General features: G+C 46.2%; 23 protein-coding genes and 1 pseudogene. 23 read left to right on the forward strand and 1 reads right to left on the reverse strand.

Annotated features, from left to right (window positions below; translation table 11 throughout):
• Positions 1-4 precede the first annotated feature (4 nt).
• The 19 genes and pseudogenes from WN53_RS12405 to WN53_RS27885 all read left to right on the forward strand — a co-directional run bounded on the left by WN53_RS12405 (position 5) and on the right by WN53_RS27885 (position 16,227).
• A complete protein-coding gene (locus tag WN53_RS12405) occupies positions 5-1,291 on the forward strand; it encodes a TadA family conjugal transfer-associated ATPase (protein WP_024483462.1) in 1,287 nt (428 codons plus the stop codon).
• Positions 1,288-2,193: a type II secretion system F family protein gene (locus tag WN53_RS26830; RefSeq protein WP_052754314.1), complete on the forward strand. Its 906-nt coding sequence runs from the start codon at positions 1,288-1,290 to the stop codon at positions 2,191-2,193. Before WN53_RS12405 ends, WN53_RS26830 begins: the two co-directional genes overlap by 4 nt.
• An 8-nt stretch (positions 2,194-2,201) precedes the next feature.
• Positions 2,202-3,047, forward strand: coding sequence for a type II secretion system F family protein (locus WN53_RS12415; RefSeq protein ID WP_024483460.1), 846 nt, complete (start codon positions 2,202-2,204; stop codon positions 3,045-3,047).
• Positions 3,038-4,396 (forward strand): tetratricopeptide repeat protein, encoded by a 1,359-nt coding sequence (locus WN53_RS26835; RefSeq protein ID WP_024483459.1) that lies wholly within the window; start codon positions 3,038-3,040, stop codon positions 4,394-4,396. Before WN53_RS12415 ends, WN53_RS26835 begins: the two co-directional genes overlap by 10 nt.
• 24 nt (positions 4,397-4,420) lie before the next feature.
• A complete protein-coding gene (locus WN53_RS12425) occupies positions 4,421-4,882 on the forward strand; it encodes a hypothetical protein (RefSeq protein ID WP_024483458.1) in 462 nt (153 codons plus the stop codon).
• A gap of 58 nt (positions 4,883-4,940) precedes the next feature.
• A complete protein-coding gene (locus WN53_RS12430) occupies positions 4,941-5,306 on the forward strand; it encodes a hypothetical protein (RefSeq protein WP_235166934.1) in 366 nt (121 codons plus the stop codon).
• Positions 5,307-5,614: 308 nt separating this feature from the next.
• Positions 5,615-6,181, forward strand: a complete 567-nt coding sequence (locus WN53_RS12435; protein ID WP_024483456.1) for a GTP-binding protein — start codon at positions 5,615-5,617, stop codon at positions 6,179-6,181.
• Entirely contained in the window at positions 6,178-6,621 is a 444-nt protein-coding gene (locus tag WN53_RS12440) for a roadblock/LC7 domain-containing protein (protein WP_024483455.1), read from the forward strand. Before WN53_RS12435 ends, WN53_RS12440 begins: the two co-directional genes overlap by 4 nt.
• 19 nt (positions 6,622-6,640) lie before the next feature.
• Positions 6,641-7,141, forward strand: a complete 501-nt coding sequence (locus tag WN53_RS12445) for a hypothetical protein (protein WP_024483454.1) — start codon at positions 6,641-6,643, stop codon at positions 7,139-7,141.
• Between the two features lie 31 nt (positions 7,142-7,172).
• Positions 7,173-7,592: a prepilin peptidase gene (locus WN53_RS12450; RefSeq protein WP_046808067.1), complete on the forward strand. Its 420-nt coding sequence runs from the start codon at positions 7,173-7,175 to the stop codon at positions 7,590-7,592.
• A 73-nt stretch (positions 7,593-7,665) separates the two neighbouring features.
• Complete coding sequence (locus tag WN53_RS12455) at positions 7,666-8,037, forward strand: roadblock/LC7 domain-containing protein (RefSeq protein ID WP_024483453.1); 372 nt, start codon at positions 7,666-7,668, stop codon at positions 8,035-8,037.
• On the forward strand, positions 8,037-8,573 hold the full coding sequence (locus WN53_RS12460) for a protoglobin domain-containing protein (RefSeq protein ID WP_024483452.1): 537 nt from the start codon (positions 8,037-8,039) through the stop codon (positions 8,571-8,573). The genes WN53_RS12455 and WN53_RS12460 overlap by 1 nt, the downstream gene beginning before the upstream one ends.
• Positions 8,574-8,845: 272 nt before the next feature.
• On the forward strand, positions 8,846-9,355 hold the full coding sequence (locus WN53_RS12465) for a TadE/TadG family type IV pilus assembly protein (protein WP_046808068.1): 510 nt from the start codon (positions 8,846-8,848) through the stop codon (positions 9,353-9,355).
• A complete protein-coding gene (gene tadF / locus WN53_RS12470) occupies positions 9,355-9,978 on the forward strand; it encodes a tight adherence pilus pseudopilin TadF (RefSeq protein WP_046808069.1) in 624 nt (207 codons plus the stop codon). The genes WN53_RS12465 and tadF overlap by 1 nt, the downstream gene beginning before the upstream one ends.
• A gap of 186 nt (positions 9,979-10,164) precedes the next feature.
• The gene (locus tag WN53_RS12475; protein WP_024483450.1) at positions 10,165-12,033 is read left to right on the forward strand and encodes a TadE/TadG family type IV pilus assembly protein; all 1,869 of its coding nucleotides are present in this window, start codon (positions 10,165-10,167) and stop codon (positions 12,031-12,033) included.
• 321 nt (positions 12,034-12,354) lie between these two features.
• A complete protein-coding gene (locus WN53_RS12480) occupies positions 12,355-13,653 on the forward strand; it encodes an RCC1 domain-containing protein (protein ID WP_024483449.1) in 1,299 nt (432 codons plus the stop codon).
• 272 nt (positions 13,654-13,925) lie between these two features.
• Positions 13,926-14,576 carry a lytic transglycosylase domain-containing protein gene (locus WN53_RS26840; RefSeq protein ID WP_024483448.1) on the forward strand — a complete coding sequence of 217 codons (651 nt, stop codon included), beginning with the start codon at positions 13,926-13,928 and terminating at the stop codon, positions 14,574-14,576.
• Between the two features lie 336 nt (positions 14,577-14,912).
• A complete protein-coding gene (locus WN53_RS12490; RefSeq protein WP_024483447.1) occupies positions 14,913-15,491 on the forward strand; it encodes a LuxR C-terminal-related transcriptional regulator in 579 nt (192 codons plus the stop codon).
• Between the two features lie 27 nt (positions 15,492-15,518).
• Positions 15,519-16,227: pseudogene (locus tag WN53_RS27885) on the forward strand (IS5 family transposase).
• 152 nt (positions 16,228-16,379) lie between these two features.
• Here WN53_RS27885 and barA read toward each other — a convergent pair.
• Positions 16,380-19,112, reverse strand: a complete 2,733-nt coding sequence (gene barA / locus WN53_RS12500) for a two-component sensor histidine kinase BarA (RefSeq protein WP_024483446.1) — start codon at positions 19,110-19,112, stop codon at positions 16,380-16,382.
• Between the two features lie 67 nt (positions 19,113-19,179).
• Between barA and rlmD the strand changes: the two genes are divergently transcribed.
• From rlmD to pyrG, 4 genes are all read left to right on the forward strand, one after another.
• Positions 19,180-20,517 carry a 23S rRNA (uracil(1939)-C(5))-methyltransferase RlmD gene (gene rlmD, locus WN53_RS12505; protein WP_024483445.1) on the forward strand — a complete coding sequence of 446 codons (1,338 nt, stop codon included), beginning with the start codon at positions 19,180-19,182 and terminating at the stop codon, positions 20,515-20,517.
• A gap of 9 nt (positions 20,518-20,526) precedes the next feature.
• The gene (gene relA, locus WN53_RS12510; RefSeq protein ID WP_024483444.1) at positions 20,527-22,761 is read left to right on the forward strand and encodes a GTP diphosphokinase; all 2,235 of its coding nucleotides are present in this window, start codon (positions 20,527-20,529) and stop codon (positions 22,759-22,761) included.
• Between the two features lie 153 nt (positions 22,762-22,914).
• Entirely contained in the window at positions 22,915-23,709 is a 795-nt protein-coding gene (gene mazG / locus WN53_RS12515; RefSeq protein ID WP_024483443.1) for a nucleoside triphosphate pyrophosphohydrolase, read from the forward strand.
• A gap of 365 nt (positions 23,710-24,074) precedes the next feature.
• Positions 24,075-25,712: a glutamine hydrolyzing CTP synthase gene (gene pyrG, locus WN53_RS12520; protein WP_024483442.1), complete on the forward strand. Its 1,638-nt coding sequence runs from the start codon at positions 24,075-24,077 to the stop codon at positions 25,710-25,712.
• Positions 25,713-25,716 lie beyond the last annotated feature (4 nt).

Genomic DNA, 25,716 nt, shown 5'->3' on the forward strand with positions numbered 1-25,716 from the left:
AGCCATGGACAATAAAAAGTCATCTACTCTGTTATTGATTCGAGAGCAAGTACTTAAAAACATCGATCTAGAAAAAATAAATGATTTAAGAAATGATAGAGACTTACTCACTAAGGATATTGTTGAGAATATTCAACGTGCTGTCAACAGCTTAGGTCGCTATCTTGCAAACCATGAGTTAAATCAACTTGCTGAAGATATTGTCGACGAAATAACTGGTTACGGACCTCTGCGTGAACTGATGGAGGATGATTCCATTAGTGATATTCTGGTCAATGGACCGAATCATATCTATGTAGAACGCGGTGGATGTCTTGAACGTGTAAATAAAAAATTTATCAGCAACGAACAGCTCACCGATATCGCCCGTAGGCTGGTTTCTAAAGTGGGTAGGCGTGTCGATGACTCACAACCCCTTGTCGATGCGAGAATGCCAGACGGGAGCCGTCTAAATATCGTTATTTCTCCAATAGCCCTGGATGGCACGTCAATATCTATCCGTAAATTTGGCAAAGGAAAGAAGACTCTAGCCAATTTGATCGAATACGGCAGTATTAATGAGATGATGGCAAATTTCCTGGTCATTGCGGCCCGATGCCGAGTGAATATTATCGTGTCAGGAGGGACCGGTTCAGGAAAAACGACATTACTTAATGCTCTCTCCCAGTATATCGGCGACGATGAACGAGTTCTTACTTTAGAAGATGCCGCAGAATTGCGTCTTATTCAACCTCACGTAGTTCGCCTTGAAACACGTATGGCAGGTGCTGAAAATCGTGGAATGATCTCTATGCGAAATCTGGTGGTTAACTCATTACGTATGCGTCCAGATCGGATCATTGTAGGGGAATGCCGTGGCGAAGAGGCGTTTGAAATGCTGCAGGCAATGAACACGGGCCATGATGGTTCTATGTCAACCCTACATGCTAACTCACCACGTGATGCGCTGGCTCGTCTTGAAAGTATGGTTATGATGTCAAGTGCTGCATTGCCTCTTGTCGCTATTCGTCGCAATATTTCATCAGCAGTAAATTTGATATTACAAGTAACTCGTTTACCCGATGGTTCGCGAAAAGTAATAAATATCACTGAGGTGATGGGTATGGAAGGGGAGAATATTATCCTACAGGATATATTTAATTTCACCGCCATACCGGAACGCGATGAAAATGGCCGAATAAAAGGCACCTTCAACTCATTTGGGCTATTGCAACGCTCTGCTGTTTATAAAAATGCGATATTTCATGAACTCATAGAACCACTCAAACAGTTATTTGGGAAAACGTCATGATTGCACTCCTATACAGTATATTAATTTTAGCTGGTTTTATTGGGGTAATTACTTCTTATCGTAAAAGTAAAAGGCTTCAACGTCTAAGTCATATTGACTTAACCACAAACAATAACACGCTAAGCGAAAAATTAAATGGTTATACCTATGGAATTGCATTAAATAATTTATGGAAGGATTTTTATCGCCATATAAAGGGTGAAACCAGAGCTGTAACTCTACAGCATATTTCTATTTTTTTTGCGGCGTTAGTTGCTGGTGTGGTTATTAATGAAAATTATATTAAGGCACCTGTAGAATTTTTATTACCTGTGCTTGCCGTTATTACACTTTATACTTTGTACTTACGGAGCAAAAAGGCGGCTAGAGTAAATTTTGAAACAGGTTTTGCCGAAGCCCTAAATATTATCAATGGTGCTGTGGGTGCTGGTCATTCATTGTTACACGCCATTGCTCAGTGCGGAGATAAAGTTGATGGCACTGTTGGGACCGAGTTCAAAATTATTACTCAAAGGTTGGAAATAGGTGAAGATATAGAGAGAGTCTTCATGGATTCGTATGAACGTCTTTTTTATCGTGAGTACTTTTTCTTCATCATTGCAGTTTTGATAAGTATGAAAGGTGGTGGTGAGGTAAAAGAAGTTATTAATAGGCTTGGGAAAATAATTTCAAATGCTAAAGTTATGGATAGAAGAAAATATGCAAAAACTGCCGAGCCTAGAGCATCAATTAAAATATTGATTATGATCCCTGTTGGCTTCTTTTTCATCTTAAAGGTCCTTAGCCCAGAAAATTTCGACGTCCTAATTAATGATCCTACCGGTAGGATGATCCTTTATTATTGCATAGCAAGTGAGTTATTTGGTCTATTTTGTGTTTGGACGATGATGAATAAAATATAGGAAAAATCATGGCTTACATACTTTGGTTGCTATTGGCGTTTGGTTTTATTGGTATTATTGAAAACATTCGCAGGCATAAAAGAAAAGAATCAGTTAAAAAAAAGTTGGAAATATCCATGAGGGTTGAGACACCATCTGATAACGTTAAACAGGATGATTCTCCGACTGAACGATTATTGAAAAAGAGTAGTAAAGGTGTTGTCTTGGCCGCGATGCTCGATAAGAATATTGCCCTAAAGGCTTTGACAATACTTATTTTATTTTTAGCAATGCAGTTATTAGAAAATTTTAACGTCATTAACCTATCGCCTGTCATAAAATCTATTATATTGTTTATAGGTATCGCCTCTGTTTTATTGCTGCCAAATAAAATAAAGAACATGATAATTGCATCACGTGTAAAGAGAATTTGTGACGATCTGCCATTCATTATTGATATGATGGCCGTCTGTGTTCAGTCAGGTATGACTATTGAAAATGCCATTCGTTATTTGTCAATTAATACTGCAACAATAAATCCAGATATTTCAGCTTTACTAACGCGCGTCATTATGAAAATGGAGGTTAGTGGAATGACAGAAGCATTGGATATGCTCCATGAGGAAGTTCCGTGCCAAGAGATACGTATGTTCTCCTCTACGTTGCAGCAAAGCATAAAATTCGGTTCTTCCGTGTATGTCGTATTGTTAGAGCTTTCGAAAGAAATGAGAGAGATTCAGTTGCTTATCATCGACGAGAAAGTATCAAGCCTTGCGGCTAAAATGTCACTACCGATGATTTTGTTTATTATGTTCCCTATTTTAGCATTGGTTGGTGGCCCTGGGGTTATTAGAATGGTGGCAATATGGTCATAATAAATAAAGTTATGTTTTCTAGCTTACTATTATTGTTACTTGTTGGCTGCCAAGGTAGATTAAATAATGATAATAAATTGGATGAAAACGAACAGGAGTATATTCTTTCTAAAGTCAATAATTACCAAGGGTTATTGAAGCTTTATCGTGAAAAGTTAAGTAAAAAAGAGGATCCTGAGGTTCGCTTTAAATTAGCTGAGTATTATAATCTTGTTGAGGACTACGGCTCATCGCTCCATTATCTCGCGCCATTACTCGATAATAAGCCGAGTGATAAAATCTATCTTCTACAGGCGAAAAATTTAGCGGCAATGGGTAAGGATCAGGAGGCCCAAACGGCTATTTCTGCGGTTTTAGAATTAAATCCAAAGAACGGTGAGGCCTATAATCGGTTGGGGGTCCTTCAGGCGCAAAGAGGAGAGTTTGATGCTGCCCTGCAGTCGTTCAATACGGCGCGTGCGCTGTTTGTACCTGAAGAGCAGGTGGTTAATAACTTGGCTATGTTAATGATCCTAATGGAAAACTATGAACAAGCCTATAACTATCTAATGCCTATATATTTTAGAGGGCATAGTACAGATTCAATTTTGCATAACCTCATTTTCGTATTAGTAAAAATGCAAAATTATGAAGAGGCGGCTAATTTAATACGCGTAAATAGTTTGAATGAAAATCCTGATGAACTGATTGCCGGGTTAATGCGTACAAGGACACGTATCAAAAGTAATAATACGGTTAATGCTATGGGAGTCTCAAATAGCAGTAAGCCGCAAGGTAATTTACAGAAAAAATCTGCGGTGACAGTAGAATCAAATAATCAACCAAAAATGTTGCTTGAAAAAACACCTACGGCTACCATAAAACCAGTACTGACTCAATCAGAAAATGTGCCAGCAATAGGAAAATTAGTTCAACCTCCACCTATTATATCTAGAAAGTCGGGATCAAATAATAAAGGTGTTCAGCGTACTGAATTGATTGCCAAAAAAGACACGAGGAATCTCAATGAAGTTACAGGTGCCCGTTTTGGTACTCATACTGGTTTTTCTCGTTTAACCCTAGAATCAGTCATGGGCATGAATTTTGAGCGAGTGACGAAAGATGGAAACGTCTCTCTGCAAGTTGTTCTGAACAATACTCGCCAAAGTGATAATATAAAGAAGACGTTATCTAGGATCAAAAAAAATATAGGTAACAAACATCGAGATCTGAAAGCAATAAGTATAGAGCCCAAGGAAGAAAATTCTTTGCTCGTGACTATTCATTTTACGAGAAACCTAGAGGTAAATATATTTAGACTACCTTCTAGTGGGAAAGAAAAGGAGCGTCTGGTTTTTGATTTTATATAACTATACATTAATGCGGGTTTTTTTATGAAAATTTATGAATATAGAGGTGTTTTAGTCCGGATACCGGAATCGGCCAAGTATATTGCCGTGGGGGCTAATGGCGTAATAAATGCTTATAGCGATATGCCTGAGGTGAATTTTGATGGTTCTCTGGATGATACCTATGCTTCACCTTTGACAGTACTCAATGCCAGTAAGTCATTAATTGATATCTCATTACTTAAGGTTTTCGCACCTTTGGTATTGACGGAAACCGTCCCTCCAGGAGAGAAACCTTTCTCAGTTGGAGATAAGTATATTATTCAATCTGCAGTCAATGAAGAGGAATGTCTTAATTCTGAAGTGCATGTCATACTCAATGGCTATACGCCTGGAACCGCTTTTTGGACTCAGGTTCTTCATGTAAATGTGAATGGTCTATCGATTGATAATCAGTTACTTTCTAGTGTCGTTGAAGTTATACATGAATTGCATTTAGGCAAATGATTACCACGTATTAACAATTTTTAATAGATTAAAAATAACAATCTAGATTAAGGAGCCAATGATGGCGAGTTTAAAAGAAAGAGTTGAAGAGCTATTAACAATTGATGGTTCACTCTGTGCAGCTATGGTTGACAGTAAAAATGGGATGATCCTGGCTTCAGCAGGCTCCGGTATTGATATTGAAATTTCCGCAGCAGGTCACTCAGATGTATTGCGGGCAAAAAATAAAATAGAAAGCATGCTAGGCACAAACGATAAGGTCCAAGATATTCTTATCACCATGGGGAAACAGTATCATATTATCAGACCGCTTGATTCCGTGGAGGGGGTTTTCATCTATTTAGCACTTGATTTACGTAATGCCAATCTGGCATTAGCCAGACGTAAAGTTAATGACTTTGAGTCGACGATCAACGATATCTGAACTCTTGCGGAATCTGGGACGGGGGGTGGCCAAGAGTGGCTACCTCAACCTACAGTGCCAGTGGCTCAGGAAAAGATATTAGCAGCTGATGTTCTAGTAACTCCGCCCACGATATCGATGCCTGTAGTGCCGGAAGTAAACAGTGAGAGTTCATCGTCTGAAATTTTGTCATCAAATAGTAGTGAAGCTAATATTCTTACTGAAGACTATAACCAGCAAGAATACGACGAAGAGCCGGATCCTCCGGAGGAAAAGAAACTCGGGATATCCAGATTTTTTCGACGTTTATATAAAGGATCGCTCGGGAAATGAGAGATTTTAAAGTTATGTTTGTTGGCTGCAGCGGTTCAGGAAAAACCGCTGCCATTGCTGCTGTCAGTGAAGTTAGCACCGTATCTACAGATGTGACTAATTCAGACCGGGTAAACTATGACAAAGAGGCGACGACTGTTGGGCTGGATTATGGTGAGGTCACCCTGCCGGGCCAGACTAATTTACTGCGGTTATATGGAACACCTGGCCAGGATCGTTTTTCATTTATGTGGGAAATTCTGGGTAAAGGGAGCGTTGGGATTGTTTTCCTCTCTGATAATAGCCGTAATGATCCTTTAGGCGAAATCAGAAAGTATCTTAATGCCTTTAAAACTCAGCTAGCTAAAAGGGATACGGTCGCTGTACTGGGTATTGTCAAAACCGATATTGCGCCCTACCCGGACAAAAACGATTATGAGCAGCTGTTGCATGATATGGGGCTATCTATCCCTATTATTAATGTTGATGCGCGTGATCCAGCAAACGTCTTGTTATTACTTAGGGTAATGTCTCGTCATTTAGAGAAGTCGATAAACACTCATGAGGAGGAAATAAAACCATGACTACATCCGATGCCTGGATTGTCAATAATTATTCAGGTTTGACCTCTACACAATGTATGGACATTCAAAAGACGCTTGAGAAATTTTCGTTGGACAATCCTGGCCTGACCAATATGCTGTTAGCCACCGTCGACGGTTTTGAAGTGGCTGCTGTGCTTGAGGAACAGGATCGTGCGAGCATGAGACGATTGGCGGCCATGACCAGTTCAATACTATCTATTGGTATTGCGATGTTCAGGGAAATTGAGTCCGGTGGCCAACGTTTGCTCACATTGGAAGGGGATAAAAATAACATCCTGATTTTTATTGTGCAGGATATTAAGGCGGAGCTAGTATTAACGTTAGTGAGTGCTGCGAATGAACCGTTAGGTCAACTTTTCTGGCTAATAAGAAAGCTCTCTTCAGAAATTACCGTAATATGTAATAAGATAGATATCTAAATAAAACGGAGCTCTCTCCATGGATGCGATCTTAAAAGAAAGACTGGCAGTAGCTTTATGTGCGGCTGATATGAGTTGTGGCTATATTTCTGTTACACCAATTCTAGATAACAGAGATGAATTAATTGAAAGCCAACACGTTCTCTATAATGAGTTATTGAGTGATATAGAGAATAAGTTGACTCCGGAAAATATTGGTATCGGACATGAAATTCAGGATGAGCAATGGTGTAGTGCGATCGAGTTAGTTAGCGCTGACATCATAAGTGAGGCAATCTCACTAGACCCTGTGCTTTATGACCGAAATGATAGAGTGCGTGAAAGAATAGAGTTTTACTTTAATTACCTAAAGAAATACTTTTCTTTTGAAATGGCTGATATCATAAGGAGTCAAAATAAACAGATGATTGAGAGTGTGGCTCCATTAGGAAACAGTAATGTTATTACTAATAGCATTACATTACCATCGGAGAAAAATAATAGGCTGACCAGAAACAAGGGAAAGAGGAAGAGAAGATAATATTAAAATGGTTATTTGACTAGAGGGTACTTTGATAAAATATCTTTTCATATTTAATTATATGTTGCTTTTGTATGCTTGTTACACTGATATCATCAACAGAAGGATAAAAAACAAAACAGTAATTATTGTTTGTATTTTATCGCTGGCAATTGGTTTTATTCAACATGACCTCCCAGTGATTAAGTTACCATTAGTTATTATTGTTGTTGGTTTTTTTCTAAGTCTGCTTGGTTTGCTGGGTTTCGGTGATGTCAAACTTATCTTCGCTCTCAGTTTTTCACTGTCAAATGAATTAATTGGCCATTTTATATTAATGACTGCAGCATCTGGTTTTTTCGTTGGCATAATTGCTCTTTGTTGGGGAGGATATAAAAGGAAAAGAATGACGGTTCCTTACGGTGTGGCTATAACACTCGGATATCTACTGGTAACGGCCCCAACATTGTAGTGATCCTAGGCTTTTTTGTCATTAATTATTTGATTTACATATCCTTTTCATATCAGAGATATCGAGGTGACATATGAAAAAAAATTTGTTGCAACAACAAATTGAGACATTAAGTGAGAACATTTCCACTAAAAACACCGTTATTATTTGCTCGAATGATGGTGACTTAATTGTACAAACCGATCACGGTATCGAAGTCGATTTGAACCGTGTCGCAGTACAGGCAGCAACAGTGTTTGGGGTTTCTTCACGTATGGGGAGTTCGTTAAATCTGGGGGTTAGTTCCGAGTTAACTATAGCGGGTAAGTTTGGTCGTATCTTTATTTTCAGATTGAATGATAATTTTTTCCTTGGTGTGGTTTCTCCACGTGAATGTAATATTGCCATGCTTAATATCGTTGCTCTACGCGCGGTCAAGGCAATTCAAGATGAGGATCTTTTGTAATGAAAAGAATGAGCTGGGATGTTAAAGATGAAAATATTGTAGATGATTTAGTAGCATTACTATGCATCTCATCTGAAGAGTGCAAGCTACTTCAAACCTTACAACAAGAAGCGGAAAAAATCTCAAAACGACTGGTCGATGAGTATTATGATCTGCTGATAGCACATGAACTGACAAACGAATTTATTACTAATCTACCTGCACTAAAATCAACCTTGGCACAATGGTTTGTGAAGCTATTCTGCGGGAACTATGATAAAGATTATGCATCTGATCGCCTGCGTATTGGTATGGCACACGTTCGTATAGGTTTACCTGTTCGCTATCCATTAGCAATGTTTGCAGTACTTGATCGCTATGGTGTAGAAGTTGCTGAAAAAGGCGGTGAGGCAGCAGTGAACGCATTCCGCAAAGTTCTCGCTCTGGATGTCGCTACATTTACACAAGCTTACGATAATACCCAATTAAATAACTTGAAAGATCTGGTTGGAGGCAGTGGTGATCTAGCCAGGCGATTACTACATGATGAGTACTAAATCGCTGTGGACTGATAATGCCGCAAACGGATATGTAGAATAACAACATGTCGTAATCCCTTTTTGGGGACTCGATTCGTGTCACCGCGCGATCGACGACGAGTAAACCTACATGTCCGCTATTTGTCTCAGGCTTAAAATAGCGCGGTATTAAAGACAGGTTTATAGTGAATGTTTAATTATGCTAAAAAGATAGGGTTAAATAAGCGTACTGCGTTGCGTTTTGCTTCAATTTGGTTTAATTCCTTAGTGCGGAATATCTCGAGGCTATAATGTTAATTTACATAAGGACCATGGTTTTAATTAAAAAAAAACTAATACTTTCAACTAAAAAGGAGCAGGGCGCTGTTGCGGTAGAGATTTCGTTAATATTTTTCCCTTTCATTTTCATTATTCTTTTCATGTTTGAAATTTGCAGGGTTATCTATATATCTTCAGCATTAGACCTAGCTGTTGCAGAGGCAAGCCGTTACGCAGCAATATCTCAAATTAGTGAGGTAGGATATCAAAAAGTCTTTATTGATAAACTCAATAAAGACATCCCTCTGATGCCATTGTTAACCGCAGATAAAAACATTTATGTTAATGTTAACTACTGTAGCACAATTGAGGATGTTATAATCAACAATTGCGACAGTATTTCCAACGAAAAACCTCTTGCTATATATACAGTAGGATATAATTATACGCTTCTTTTCGATACTTTCGAAATGGCTACGTTGAATTCGTATTTGCAGAGGAGCGTGATTTATGTTCAGGAATATAACAGGGATAATAACTGATGCTTATTAAAAGTGTTAAACCTTCATTACAATTCCTCGCGAAAAAATTAAATAAAATAAAAAATGATAAAGGCTCTATCACTATTGAGTTCAGTGTTGTTATTCTTTGCTTTATTCTTGTTATGTATTTGGTTTCTGACTTTGGTATTGAAATAGCTAAAAAGGGCCGCCTTGAGAGGCTGAATCATTCTTTGGCATCAATGCTGAGAGAGAGGAAAGCACTTTATCACTCAAATGAAGATATTACTCAAGAGGAGGTTGATCAGTTACTTTTAGTTGCCCAAAGCCTATTCCCAGGAACCCGTTTAACCCTTAAGGTTGATGCCCTTTACCTTTCACCTAATCTTATAAATCCCAGCAACAATACATTGGCTAATATAAGTCAAATACTCTCATTTCATTCAGGGGGTAGTGAGTGTCAATGGGAGCAGTGGTCTGTTGATATCTCTGCCCTTAAAGGCCTTTCTCCCTATGCTTCCAGCTCTGGTAGATGGGTGCCAATATACCGTGTTAGTGCTTGTATTCCTAATGAATCTAGCCTTTTCAAACGATTGGCAAGTACGTTCAACGATGAAGTATTACCTAACATAACAACCAGTAGCATTGTTATTTCTAGAAACTAAACCACAGCGATTAGTTAACTTCGTAATATACCAGTCATACTTGAAATTGCCTCTTTGTTGACTACGCTAATTTACCCGAAATCACTGGCTGAGGTAGCTCATTGGGATAGGCTCCCTTGCCACCGCGATGCAAATCCAATTATTTTTGGTATATAACATGAAGCTTATCTATTAAGTGATGATATTATGAAACGATTATTTTCAACATTTACCTCAGAAAATGGTGCCATTGCGATAGTATATGTTATCATTTTCCCGTTTCTACTTGCTGCGACAGCCGTTGCTCTTGACGGTTCGATGATTCTAAAAAGAAAAGCTCGTCTTGCTGATGCATCTAGTGAAGCCGTATTAGCAATTGCCGCGATAGATAACCGCCTTATTGACGATACCGCACGTAATGTTAATGATAAAATAATCAATGAGTATATCGGTTTTTATTTCCCAAGTCGGGCTATTGAAAATGTTTCGCTAGGCGTCACCATGACGGATAACGTCGATGAAGATGGCTATGTTGACTATAAACTCAATATTACCGCTGATTTTAAGACGTTATTACCTTTGGCGAATATTGGCTTCCCTGCTTTTGGGGAAAAAGTAAGCATTGGTAATCAAGATAACAATAGTGGTAATGCTCGTAAATTTATAACAACTAACTCAGTCCCTGCAGATTATGTTTTTGTCGTTGATTTTTCAGCTACAATGAATATAGCTTACACAGGTAGCGATGGCTTGGCGACCAATCGACTCAATATGCTAAAGACTGTGGTGAATGATGTTATCAGCGGCAGCCAACACACGGACTCACAATTTGCTCTGGTTCCTTTTGATTTAGGCGTTCCCTTCAGAGCAAAGGATGCCGTCAATAATACCTTACCCTACCGCAATGAAAAAAATGAGGCCGGAGGCGAACTGGTGGGGTGTTCAACATTATATGTCCCAAAAGTGAAGTTTTCCTCCGATAATATTGATTATGATTTTTGGGCCAATAAACATATTGTGCATAAGTCATACTCTGAACTGGATGGAAATAGAAGTGCGATATTTTATAATTTCGATCGCTCTCGTTACTTATATTATCGTTTTATTGTAGGTGAATCCCTAGGTGAAACTATTGAAGGTCTGGAGAAACGTTCCTGGTGTGTTTTAAATCAACAAGCTAATCCTCTTGCTGGACGCTATATGTTCAGTTGTGAAAAAGATCCTACGCGTAGTATTTTCACCCCCACAAATCAAAACATAATCGATGAACAATATGCAGCGGTTATTGCTTTAATTGAGACTATGCGGGGGAAATTAAGTTTTGAACGTTCATCGATTGCCAATAGCGAAACTATCGATTATGCAGCCACCCTTGATGATGATAATATTTTTAATACGGATAATGTGCAGGAATTTATCCAACCATGGGCACCTAATATGTACGAATACCGTGCTTTTAGCGGAATGTGTCAATCAGCTACAAAATTAATAACTGTCGGTCAGAGGGTGACACAAGATTATGCCGAAAAGGAAATGGCTAAAACATTAGATTCCGCCAAACCAAGTGCTTTTCTTATCCCGCTCACAACTAATAAAATTGAAAAAGAAGCGTTGGTTAATAACCTTATGCAGATGCAAGCCGGTGGCGGTACAGATAGCACCAGTGGGCTATTACGTTCGGTACCCATTATTGCTTCTGGCATGAATAAGAAAAAGGTTATTATCGTTATTTCCGATGGTGAAGATGAAGTTGACCCAGCGATTGTCGCAGAAGAATTTCACGCTCGTGGTATGTGTGACGTGATTAAATCAGGCTTGAAAAGTGGGTCTCTCTATCAGAAAAATAAAATTGGAACTGTCGCTGATGTGGTTGAAATTCACTACGTCTCAATTAATGATGATATCACCAATGCCGAGAGAATGGCCTTTTGGGGGCGATACTGTGCTAAAGGTGATTCAGATACTGATAGTACACAATACGTCCATACTGCAACCAACTACTCGTCATTGCTTTCCACATTAAAATCAATTATTGGTGTTGAGACAGGATATTATATTCGAGATGACCAGCAGTGATGTTTTATTACCCGACAATTTCAATACTCTATATCAGTCACTTTTCAAGCAGCAGCGTTGTTACCTGCACTTAGTTATTCGACCCGTCCATGGGCCTCACCACTTACGGGGCCGCTGGATACAGCGTTCAAATCTGTTCCTGACAGATTTGTCACTCTAGTCACTTACCCAAAATCAAGTTCCTGGGGATGAGTGAGCTTGTCGCCTAATTGTGATGTACAGGGATGTACAAATACCACAAGCGCATGGACGCGCAGAGCGGCCAACTTGAAATTCATAGGATATATTCCTAATTACAAATAACAGCCAGTGAGGTTAAGCATGGATGTTAAATCGGTTAAAAGTAAAATAAATGTGGCTACGTTTTTAGCGTTGTCCGGCATATTATTCAGTCCTTCTCTACAGGCGGGGGATTCCGTTCTACCGGGCTCCACGGTCACGGGCGGAGGTGGAGGTGAGACGCCAGCAGAACCGAGCTTTGCGGGTAATATTATGCCAACTGGCTCATCGCTTGATACTGGTCTGGCCATACATAATGGCGAGGTCTGGGTCTGGGGCTTTCGAGGCTCAGGTCAACAGGGTAATGGGGTTAATGTCGTTGATGTGAAAGCTTCGCCAGCCAAAATTCAAAAATTTATTGATCAAGGTGTGAAAATCTATGCGCTAGCTTCAGGTGCTTACCATATGATTGCCCTTGATGAGAACGGCGATGTCTGGGGGTGGGGACAAAGCGGTTATGGTGAGACCGGATGTGGTCGGGGGTATGTATCTACTCCTTGCAAGGTGCTAGCTGGCAAGAGAATCACCCAAATTGGTGCCGGTGAGTATTTCTCCGCGGCGATGAGTGAAGATGGAAAAGTTTACACTTGGGGGCACGGTATTTACGGCCAGCGTGGCGATGGTTTGAAGACCGCATATTTAGCGAATTCGAATGCGCAGGGAGCCATTCATGAGGTTAATTTGAGGGGGGAGCGCGCGCGTTTGCTCGGCGTGGCTTATGAATCAACCTATGTTGTCACGCACTCCGGAAAAGTTTTTGGCTGGGGAGACAATGAAAATTGTGAGTTAGGCCCCATGGGCGGATCATCAACTTGCGTTGGACATGAGTATGTTACTACCCCACGTGAGTTCCCATTGACTGGCATAAATATCAACAATATCGTTCAGATTGTTGGAGGCAATGCTTGGGGCGAGGTTTTGCTCAATGATGGGACAGTATGGGGGTGGGGGCGAGGTGCTTCCATAGGGCAAACTTACGATGGATCTCTAGCCTCTGTAAATAACAGCGCAACACCGCGTTTAGTCGTGAGAAATGTTGCCCGACTTTATGGGCGCTATGTTGGCTCCGCAGCTATGACTAAGTCGGGTGAGTTATATACGTGGGGACAGACTGCCGGTTCTGCATTCAAAGATATATATGGACACCAACCAACCTTACGGGCCTCCCCTTATGGGCCGATAGAAGGTTTTGGTGGTGGTAAGGAGCATCTCTATTACTGGACGTTTAGTGGCAAGGCTTATGCGGTAGGCTACGGTGCGGCGTACAAACTGAATATTAATAGTACTGATAATATACCTTGGCCAGGAGTGCAGATGACATTTCTTACCGCAGATGATTAATGCGTTAATAAGTCGGTTCGGAATAGATTATACCCCAAAAAATGGGAGTTGCATCGCGGCGGCAAGGGAGCTTATCCCGATGAGCTGACATCAGTCAGTGATTCGGGTAAGTGATCGTAACCAATAAAGAGGCAATGTCAAGTATGACGGGTATAAATATCATCATGCATCGGTAGATGATCTTCGTAGGATAACCAATTAGTTGTTCACGTTGCCCATGCATGGGGTATTTTTCTCGAGCTTTCAGAAAGACTAACAATAGGTTACTGCAGATGATTGATGTTATGCTATTGGCTGCGCAATGCGCACCTAATATTTCCCCTCAAACACTTTCTGCTATTGTGAAGGTTGAATCAAGCCAAAATCCTTATTCGATAGGGGTCGTGGATGGTTATCTTGTTAGGCAACCAAAAAGTAAGCAGGAGGCGATAGCAACTGCACACGCCTTACGTCAGGGGGGATGGAATTTTTCGATGGGAATGGCTCAGATCAATCTTCATAATCTACCAAAATACAATCTGAGTTTTGACCAGGTATTTGAACCTTGTGATAATTTACGTGTGGCCGCTGACATTTTCAACGAATGCTATCAACGTGCATTAGCTAAACTTCCAACCAAAAGAGAAGCATTGCTGGCATCTTACTCTTGTTATTACAGTGGTAATTTCACGCGAGGTTTTAAACCTGAAGGTAAGAACAACACCAGCTATGTTGATAGAATCCTGGCTGTAACGCTTCCATCAGTAGTTGGAGACCATAGTGATACGCTAGCTATTCCTGTGATATCAACCCGCTCGACGCCTAAGAAAACTAATGAGCGAACTACCCCATCATCTAAGAAAATCGACCAACAAAGTGCCCGCGTGTCCTATCATGATAAAGTCACTCGAAGGGGGATCAAAGAGTTTAGAGGTGACGAGTAATAATATTATTTAACCAGTTAGTTTTGGGCTGATATACCCGTCATACTTGAAGTTGTCTCGGTATTGGCCGCGTTCGTTCACCTGAATCACTTACTGAAGTAAGCACCAGGATTAACTCACTTACCGACTTGATGCAGCTCCAGTTATTTTGGCTATATATTTAATTGCTTTAAAATATCCGCATGTGAATTAAAAAATATTTATTTGAATTTGGTGATGGTAGTTTTATTAAATGTCATTAATATTAATCAATCATTATTTCGATGATTTTATTGATTCGTTTAATTATCTGGCTATTTATTAATGGTTAGTGTTTTCCGTAAGGAAGGGATATCTATGTCACTGGTATTGAGTAATGATTTTATGGTTAAAAGAAATATTCTTCTTAACGATGGTATGACCTGGCCAAATGCGAATAGATATTTCCATGAGGGTGTCGTAAGTTATTTTGATTCGATCGGTGCCCTCCTGGATATATCAGATGTCGTTTTTGTTGACTTTCAGTTGTCCAATTTATTTGCCTTGCTTGAGCAGAAATGGGTGCTGTACTTCGTTGGCGTTAGAATTATCTTGATTACTGACAGTCACTTACTGCCATTAGCGAATTATTATAAAGGCATGTTTAACCACGTTGATTTAGTTATCCAAGTCACTGGAACATCAAAAAGCTTCTTCAACAAGCTGGAGCATGTTATGTCAGGGGGGGAAGCATTATCATCGTCAAATGATAGTCTTTCTTCGCGTGATATTTATTTACTCCGCAAATCGCTCCATGGCATGACCATACGTGATATTGCTGACAAGTTACAGCTCAGCCCTAAAGGCGTTTATACCATGCGTCATAGGGTGCTGCAGAAAATGGGGCTAACTAGAATGAAAGATATCTACATGCAGACAGCAAATAGTTATCGATAACTCGGGTTATCTGCTGGCCATCACCCGCTGGGGACGCATCGCAAACGCGTCGATAATCGGGCTACAATGAACGCCATTTTCATCGTGCTCAGGACTGGTTGCCAGTGGAATGCGCTGAATGCGACAGGCATTTGTTCATCAAGCTCAACCTATCGCCGTTTCCAGGAGTGGCGCGATGCCGGGGTTTTTGGAAGGGCTTTGGCAAAACGGATTGCTTGCCTGCGAGAAGCGCGATGTTTTTGACTGGTCATGGTTGTCGATGGATGGCTGCATAATAAAATCGCCACTTGCAGGCTCGACAAAACAGGTTGCAACCCGACTGAGCGGGGCAAGCAGGGGTAAAGCGCAACCTGATGACAGATGCGAACGGACTTCCGCTCTTGTTGGTAGTTGCTGGGGAAAATACCCACGACATAAAATTGGTTGAGGATACGCTCGACGCGCTACAGACAGGCAGACCGGGGCACAGGCTGTGTCTGTGCCTGGACAAAGGTTACGAAGCCAAATGGTTGGAAACCTGTCTGAAAGTGCGTTGTTATGAACCCTATATCCAGTCGAGGAAAGAGGAGTCTGATGCCATTAAAAACATCGATTTTAAGGCTCATCGTTGGGTTGTAGAAAGAACGCCATAGCTGGATGAATCGCTTTCGCCGCGTACTGAGGCGTTTGGAGAAGAAGGTCAATGCTGCATTTTTCATGCAGCGTCATTGTCTGGAATAAAATCCTATTGGGATAGGCCCTAAGCCTATTGCCTAAGCTCTCTCTTAATCAGCGAAATCTGTTCTCCGTGCGCCAGGGCGTGCTAAAACTGGCATAATTACGTGCGACGTATGACGCAGGACAACGCAATATCTTTGACCCCTTTCTGGTGAGAAAGGGGCGTCTAGCTTATCCCAACTGGAACTTCGCTTCCGTCTCCACCAGCTCAATCTCATCCAACAGCTCCAGCCATTCCGGTTCTAAATCACCGTTGCTGACACCCTGACGCAGTTGCTGCTCAAGATAGAAGCAGAGTTGCTTCAGGCGCGGAACGCCGCTGTAGCTGCAACTGCCGTGCAGCTTGTGGATCAGATCGAGAATGGTGTCGTCCTCTTCTCCTTCCAGCACGGCTTTTACCCGATCGCTGACCTGCGGCAGGAACTCGATCAGCATCTGCAACAGATCGCGCGCCAGATCCTCTTTATTGGCGGCCTGGCGCAATGCCAACGGCCAATCCAGCGATAACGGTGGTTCAGCCGGGCTACGCGGCTGGGCTGCCTCTGGTTCAAGTTCGACGGTGTGATAACGGGAGAGCACCCGTGTCAGCATGGCTTCGTCAATCGGCTTGGCCAGATAGTCATCCATGCCGGCCTGCAACAGGTGCTCGCGCTCGCCGCTCACCGCATGGGCGGTTACGGCGACGATCGGCGTGGAGTTGTGATGCGGCATCTGGCGGATCAGCTCACTGGCGCGGATACCGTCAATGTTCGGCATCTGAATATCCATCAGGATCATATCCAGCACGTTATCACGTGCCAGCACGATGGCTTCCTCACCGCTTTCGCACAGCAGCGTTTTTTCTACCTGTTCTGCCAGCAAGGCACCGATCAGCTTCAGGTTGGCCGGGTTATCATCGACTGCCATCACCGTCAGCGGTAAGCGTCTATGTACCTTTGGCGCGTTCTGACGCAGCGGGGCATCCAGACGCAGTAACGGATACAGGCGATTACTGCTGATCGGTTTGGTCAGGCAGCCGATAGCGCCCAGCTTTTTCATTTTTTCGGCATCGATCTGCGACTGGCTAGGTACCGCCAGGATCACCCGATCGGCAAGTTTCAGCGACTCCAGCAGCTTGTCTCGATGCTGGCCGTTAGCATCCCGATAAGGGATCGGTACGCCTGCCAACAGGAAGTCATAATGATTTTTCGGCAATTGCCCCAGGGTTGGCGAATGGGTTACCACCAAATGGGTGACGCTCAACATATTCAGTGTTGCCTGGGCCGCCGTTGGGTTGGCTTCGATATAGGCCAGGGTTTTACCGCGCAGATCCGGCAGGCTTGGTGGCAGCGACAACATCCCTTCGTTGAGATCGAGGGTGATGTGGAACCAGAAGGTTGAGCCGCGATTGAGCTGGCTGTGGAAGTTGATATCTCCTCCCATCTCTTTCACCAGCTTCTGGGTGATCACCAGGCCCAACCCGGTACCGCCATGGCGGCGCGAGATGCTGGCGTCTGCCTGGCGGAAAGCCTGGAACAGCTGCGATTGCTGGCGTTCAGAAATCCCGATGCCGGTATCGTGGATCTGCACCTCCAGCTCCACCTGGCGTTCCAACTGGTTACGTAGCTCGACGCGGATATCGATATTGCCGGTTTCGGTGAACTTCACCGCATTGCCGAGCAGATTGGTGATCACCTGCTGTAGCCGCAGTGAATCGCCAATCACCTGCTCTGGCACATCGTTTTGCACATCCAGGGTCAGCTCCAGCCCTTTGTCGTGTGCGCTAGGGGCCAGCAATACCAGCACCTCATCCAGCGTTTCACGCAGCGAGAACGGAATGTGTTCCAGGATCAGCTTGCCAGCCTCCAGCTTGGAGAAGTCCAGCACGTCGTTGATGATGGTCAGCAGGTTGTTGGCCGAGCGTTCGATCGTTTGCAGATAGTCGGTCTGGGTGGCGCTCAGGTCGGTTTTCAGCGTCTGGCGGGTAAAGCCGATCACCCCGTTGAGCGGAGTCCGCAGCTCATGGGACATATTGGCCAGGAATTCCGATTTGATACGGGCGGCTTCCTGCGCGCGTTTCTTCGCCAGATCCAGCTCAACGTTCTGGATCTCCATTTGTTCCAGCGTTTCACGCAGATCGGAGGTGGCTTGGTCGATGTTCTGCTGCATTTCTTCGTGATAGGCGGTCAGCGACATTGCCATCGAGTTGATGCCGTTTTTCAGCATTTGCAGCTCGCCGAGCATAAAGCCTTCTACCCGGCTATCCAACTGGCCGCGGCGGATACGGTCGACGGTGTTGACCATATTGCGGATCGGACCGGTGACGTCGCGCATCAGGCGGTAGGCAAACAGAATGGCAATACACATACACAGCAGCAGCAGCAGGGTAGAAACGAACACCTCTTTATATTGCTGCAGGCGTACCGATTGCAGATCCAGCTCGATCGCCACATAGCCGAGATTGCTGTCGGGATGTGCCTCCTCGCTGGTGCCTTCGTCCGGGAACTGCGACTCCGACAGGATTGGCGTGCGCAGGATCAGTGAATCGCCGCGCCGGGTCAGCATCATATCGGTGGGCACCGGCACACCTTTGGGTAACTGCAACTGGGTATAATTGTGATGATAGTTGGAGGTGACAAACAGGTTGTTCTGCGCATCAAACACGGTGATCGCCCGGACGATATCCGAATGGCGGCGATGCAGCAGGCTGACCAGTTGCCGCACCGACTCACGGCTGCGGAAGGTCATGCCATATTCGCTGGCGACGGCCAGAGGTTCGATGATGCTGGCACCGGCATCCACCAATTGCTCCTGCAGCTCGTTGTAGCGGTGCACTACAAAGAAGGTGCTGAGCAGCAGACCGATCAATAAAGTCGGTGCCAGGATCAGGATCATCATGCGCGCGCGCAAGCTGTATTTGGTCATGGGATTCCAATGTGGGAGAATTGGAGGCTAATCTTAAGCTTAATTAACCAACACACAATCAATAATTATGGCGCAATTCTACTCTCCGAAACGCCGCGTGACGACCCGGCAAGCTTCACAAATATTCACGGTGACGGTAACGGACCTCGATCCATTTGGCCAGGGAGTGGCGCGCCATGAAGGCAAAGCGGTATTTGTCCCCGGAGTTTTACCGGGGGAACAGGCCGAAATCCAGTTAACGCAGGACAAACGACAGTTCGCCAAAGGTCAACTCAGGCAACTGTTAAATTGCAGCATACAACGTGTTGAGCCGCGCTGCCCACACTTTGGTGTGTGCGGAGGTTGCCAGCAGCAGCATGTCTCCGAGGCGCTGCAACAGCAAAGCAAGGCGGCGGCGCTGGGGCGCTTGATCTGCCGCGAAACTGGGGTGACGCCGCAACAGGAACCGGTGATTGCCGGGCCACAATATGGCTACCGTCGGCGGGCGCGGCTGGGGTTACAGTGGCAACCCCAGCAGCATCGTTTGCTGATGGGGTTTCACCAGGCCGCCTCGTCCGATCTGGTGGCGGTGAAGCAGTGCCCGGTATTGGCACCGGAACTGGAACGGCTGCTGGTGCCGTTGTATCAATGTCTGAGCGGCTTGCAGGCCGTGCAGCGTTTGGGCCATGCGGAGCTGGTGTTGGCGGATAACGGACCGGTGCTGGTGTTGCGCCACCTGGATGCGCTCAAGCAGGGCGATCATCAGGCTTTGCAGCAGTTTGCCCAGCAAAATGGCACCACCGTTTATTTGGCACCAGACAGCGATCGGCTGGAAAAACTGTGCGGTGAAGCGCCGTATTATCAGGTTGACGGGCTACGCTTAGACTTCAATCCGCGCGATTTTATTCAGGTAAATGATGCGGTAAATCAGCAAATGGTGGCTCAGGCCCTTGAATGGCTCGAGATTGAGCCCAATGATCGCATATTGGATCTGTTTTGTGGCATGGGCAACTTTACCCTGCCGCTGGCCAAGCGGGCCAAGGCGGTGGTCGGGATTGAAGGTGTTGCCACGCTGGTAGCGAATGGGCAATATAATGCCGATAGGAATAGGCTCAGTAATGTCTCCTTTTTCCATGAAAATCTGGAAGATGACGTTGCGCGACAACCATGGGCAGCACAGGGATTTGATAAGGTGATGCTGGACCCAGCCCGCGCAGGTGCGGCTGGGGTGATGTCACATATTGTAAAACTGGCGCCAGAGCGCGTGGTGTATATATCCTGTAACCCCACGACATTGGCACGCGACAGCAAAGTGTTGCTGGACGCCGGTTATCGTCTTGCGCGTGTGCGGATGTTGGATATGTTCCCGCACACGGGGCATCTTGAATCCATGGCGCTGTTTATCCACGGGGCGCGGAAAAAGTAGGGAGAAGTTATGGTCGCGGTAAGAACTGCACATCTGAATACGGCGGGTGAATTCGCGCTTGATGACTGGATAGCCAGCCTGGGGTTGCCCAACCCGCAGTCAGGTGAGCGATTAGCCGCAACCTGGCGTTACTGTGAGCAGCAGACGAAAGACCATCCCGATGCGCCGTTGCTGTTATGGCGTGGCCTGGAGATGGTGGAGATCCTCTCGACCCTCAGCATGGATAACGACAGTATGCGCGCCGCGCTGCTGTTCCCGCTGGTGGACGCGGCAATTGTTCCTGAAGCCACCCTTACCGAAGAGTTCGGTTCCGGCATTACCTCCCTGGTACACGGCGTACGCGATATGGACGCCATCCGCCAACTGAAAGCCACCCACAACGACTCGATGGGCTCCGAGCAGGTCGATAACGTGCGCCGCATGCTGCTGGCGATGGTGGAAGATTTCCGCTGCGTGGTGATCAAGCTGGCAGAGCGCATTGCCCACCTGCGTGAAGTGAAGGATGCGCCGGAAGACGAACGCGTGCTGGCGGCCAAAGAGTGTTCCAATATCTACGCCCCGCTGGCCAACCGCCTCGGCATTGGCCAGTTGAAATGGGAACTGGAAGATTTCTGCTTCCGCTATCTGCATCCCGATGAATACAAACGCATTGCCAAGCTGCTGCATGAACGCCGTATCGATCGTGAGCAGTTTATTGATGACTTCGTGGCTTCATTACATAGCGCGATGGAGATCGAAGGCATCAAGGCGGACATTTATGGCCGCCCGAAACACATTTACAGCATCTGGCGCAAGATGCAGAAGAAATCGCTGGCGTTCGATGAGCTGTTCGACGTGCGTGCGGTGCGCGTAGTGGTGGAGCGCCTGCAGGATTGCTATGCGGCGTTAGGCATCGTCCATACCCATTTCCGCCATCTGCCGGATGAGTTTGACGACTACGTCGCCAACCCGAAACCGAACGGCTATCAGTCGATCCATACCGTGGTGCTCGGGCCGCGTGGCAAAACGCTGGAGATCCAGATCCGCACCCGCCAGATGCACGAAGATGCCGAGCTGGGCGTCGCTGCACACTGGAAATACAAAGAAGGTGCGGTGGTTACGGCGCGTTCCGGCTACGAAGAACGTATTGCCTGGCTGCGTAAGCTGATCGCCTGGCAGGAAGAGATGGCGGACTCGGGCGAAATGCTCGACGAAGTGCGCAGTCAGGTGTTCGACGATCGCGTCTACGTGTTTACGCCGAAGGGCGACGTGGTGGATCTGCCAGCCGGCTCCACGCCGCTGGACTTTGCCTACCATATCCACAGCGACGTCGGCCACCGCTGTATCGGTGCCAAGATCGGCGGCCGTATCGTGCCCTTCACCTACCAGTTGCAGATGGGTGATCAGATTGAAATCATCACCCAAAAGCAGCCGAACCCGAGCCGCGACTGGCTGAACCCGAACCTGGGCTATGTCACCACCAGCCGTGGGCGCTCCAAGATCCACAACTGGTTCCGCAAGCAGGATCGCGATAAAAACATCCTGGCCGGGCGGCAGATGTTGGACAACGAGCTGGAACACCTCGGTATCAGCCTGCGGGAAGCCGAAAAGCTGCTGATCCCACGTTATAACGTCAACTCGTTGGATGAAGTGTTGGCGGGCATTGGCGGCGGCGATATCCGTCTGAACCAGATGGTGAACTTCCTGCAGGGCAAGCTCAACAAGCCTAGCGCTGAGGAGCAGGATCGCGAAGCGTTACGCCAACTGACCCAGCAGAAAGCCCCGGCAACCTCGGCCCGCAGCAAAGATAATGGCCGCGTGGTGGTCGAAGGCGTCGGCAATCTGATGCACCACATTGCTCGCTGCTGCCAGCCGATCCCAGGTGATGACATTGTCGGCTTTATCACCCAGGGGCGCGGGATCTCGATCCACCGTGCGGATTGCGATCAACTGGCGGAGCTACAGTCTCACGCGCCGGAACGTATCGTGGATGCGGTCTGGGGGGAAAGCTACTCCAGCGGTTATTCGCTGGTGGTGCGCGTCGTGGCCAACGATCGCAGCGGTTTGCTGCGTGATATCACCACTATCCTGGCCAACGAGAAGGTCAACGTATTGGGGGTCGCCAGTCGAAGCGACACCAAAAAGCAGTTGGCCACCATCGATATGGACATCGAAATCTATAACCAGGTGGTGCTGGGCCGCGTGCTGGCCAAGCTCAATCAACTGCCCGACGTTATCGACGCCAAACGCCTGCACGGCGCTTGATTTTTCTTTTTTGCTCAAGGGGCAGCATACTGACAATGTTGCACCCGGTTCCCAATGTAGGGGCGCTGCATGCCGCGCCCATTCAGATATCAATGGAACGGGCGCAGCATGCGGCGCCCCTACGTGGTGAGCCTAATTATTCAGAGACTCAACATGACCCAACCTATGCCGTTACAACGCCTGCTGACCATTATGAAAACCCTGCGCGATCCGCATGTGGGTTGTCCGTGGGATCGTAAGCAGACCTTCGCCAGCATCGCGCCTTACACCCTGGAAGAAACCTACGAAGTGCTGGATGCCATTGAGCGCCAGGACTATGCCGATCTGCGTGATGAACTGGGCGATCTGCTGTTCCTGGTGGTGTTTTATGCCCAGATGGGGCAGGAGCAGGGGCTGTTTGACTTCGATCAGGTGTGTAACGCCATCAGCGACAAGCTGGAGCGCCGTCACCCGCATATCTTCGGTGAGGCAGAGGCAGCAGACAGCGCGGCGGTTTCCGCCCGCTGGGAGCAGTTGAAGGCGGGAGAACGGGCAGAGAAAGCGCTGCACTCGGCGCTGGATGATATTCCCAACGCCTTACCGGCGCTGATGAAGGCTCATAAAATCCAGAAGCGCTGTGCCGCGGTCGGCTTCGACTGGAACACCTTGGGGCCGGTCGTAGGCAAAGTGTATGAAGAGCTGGATGAAGTGATGCACGAAGCCCAGCAAGCGGTGGTAGACGAGCAGAAGCTGGAAGAGGAGATTGGCGATCTGCTGTTTGCCACGGTCAATCTTTCCCGCCATCTGGGGCATAAAGCGGAAAAGGCGTTGCAGGTGGCCAACCGCAAGTTTGAACGCCGTTTCCGCCAGGTTGAGGAGATCGTGCAAAGCCGTGGTCTGACAATGCAGGAAGCCACGTTGGAGCAGATGGAAGAGGCCTGGCAGCAGGTCAAACGCCTGGAAAACTAATTGCTCATCGCGTTGTCCTAACTGTGTCGCTTGTTTGATCGGCGACAATATTTACTCAAGCTGAAACGGTTAAGCTCGAGTTGTGGATTGCTGAATCTGGTTTAACCGGCAGAAAAGCTCAACAAACTGAAATCTAAGGTGTTTTATTGCATCAAAAGTCGGTTTGCACGCGGTTTTTTACGCTAACTCATTGTTTCTAAAAGGCTCTAAAACAGGGGCCGAACGATTAAACCGGGATGAACTCACGAGGGTGGCAGAGATGATGGCAGGTAAAACGATCGTTTGTAGGTCAAGAGAGGTTCGGGTATACTACTTTCCCGTCTTGGTTCTTCCATCGTCTTTAAACCTAAACTCTCAGGTTCAGCATGACAACTAACTATATTTTTGTAACCGGCGGGGTCGTATCCTCTCTGGGTAAAGGCATTGCCGCAGCCTCCTTGGCGGCTATTCTTGAAGCCCGTGGCCTCAACGTTACCATCATGAAACTGGACCCGTACATCAACGTGGATCCGGGCACCATGAGCCCGATTCAGCATGGGGAAGTTTTCGTCACCGAAGACGGGGCAGAAACCGATCTGGATCTGGGTCACTACGAGCGCTTCATCCGTACCAAAATGACGCGTCGTAACAACTTCACCACCGGGCGTATCTACTCCGACGTGCTGCGCAAAGAGCGCCGTGGCGACTACTTGGGTGCCACCGTACAGGTGATCCCACACATCACCAATGCCATTAAAGAACGCATTATCGAAGGCGGCGAAGGCCACGATGTGGTGCTGGTCGAAATCGGCGGCACCGTCGGCGATATCGAATCCCTGCCGTTCCTGGAAGCCATTCGTCAGATGGCCGTCGAAGTGGGCCGTGAGCACACTCTGTACATGCATTTGACGCTGGTGCCATACCTGGCTGCCGCGGGTGAAGTGAAAACCAAACCTACCCAGCATTCGGTAAAAGAGCTGCTTTCCATCGGTATTCAGCCAGATGTGCTGATCTGCCGTTCCGATCGCGCAGTTCCTGCTAATGAACGCGCTAAAATCGCTCTTTTCTGTAACGTACCGGAAAAAGCGGTTATCTCCCTGAAAGACGTTGATTCCATTTATAAAATCCCAGGCCTCTTGAAATCTCAGGGCTTGGATGATTATATTTGTAAACGATTCAGCCTGACACCGCCGGAAGCCAATCTGGGCGAGTGGGAGCAGGTGATCTACGAAGAAGCCAATCCAGGCGGCGAAGTGACCATCGGGATGGTCGGCAAATATGTCGAACTGCCAGATGCTTATAAGTCGGTGATCGAAGCGCTCAAGCACGGTGGCTTGAAAAACCGTCTGACTGTCAACATCAAGCTGATCGATTCGCAGGATGTTGAAACCCGCGGCGTTGAAGTGCTGAAAGATCTGGATGCAATCCTGATCCCTGGCGGCTTTGGCTATCGTGGCGTGGAAGGCAAGGTGATGACCGCACGCTACGCGCGTGAAAACAAAATTCCTTATCTGGGTATTTGCCTGGGTATGCAGGTGGCGTTGATGGAGTTTGCGCGCAACGTGGCGGGGATGGAAAATGCTAACTCCACCGAATTTGTGCCAGACTGTAAGTACCCGGTTGTCGCATTGATCACCGAGTGGCGTGACGAAGACGGCAACGTCGAAGTCCGTACCGAAGAAAGCGATCTGGGCGGCACGATGCGCGTCGGTGGCCAGCAATGCCACCTGACCGACAACAGCCTGGTGCGCAAGATGTACGGCGAACCAACCATCGTGGAACGTCACCGTCACCGTTACGAAGTCAACAACATGCTGTTGAAGCCGATCGAAGCCGCGGGTATGCGTGTGGCAGGTCGTTCTGCGGATAACAAGCTGGTTGAGATTATTGAATTGCCTGATCATCCGTGGTTTGTGGCTTGTCAGTTCCATCCGGAATTTACGTCGACGCCGCGTGATGGACATCCGTTGTTCGCTGGCTTTGTCAAGGCAGCTGGTGAGCACCAGAAGCGTCAGGTGAAATAAGAGT

It is taken from the genome of Serratia fonticola (genome assembly GCF_001006005.1).
In the GTDB taxonomy this organism is placed as follows: Bacteria; Pseudomonadota; Gammaproteobacteria; order Enterobacterales; family Enterobacteriaceae; genus Chania; species Chania fonticola.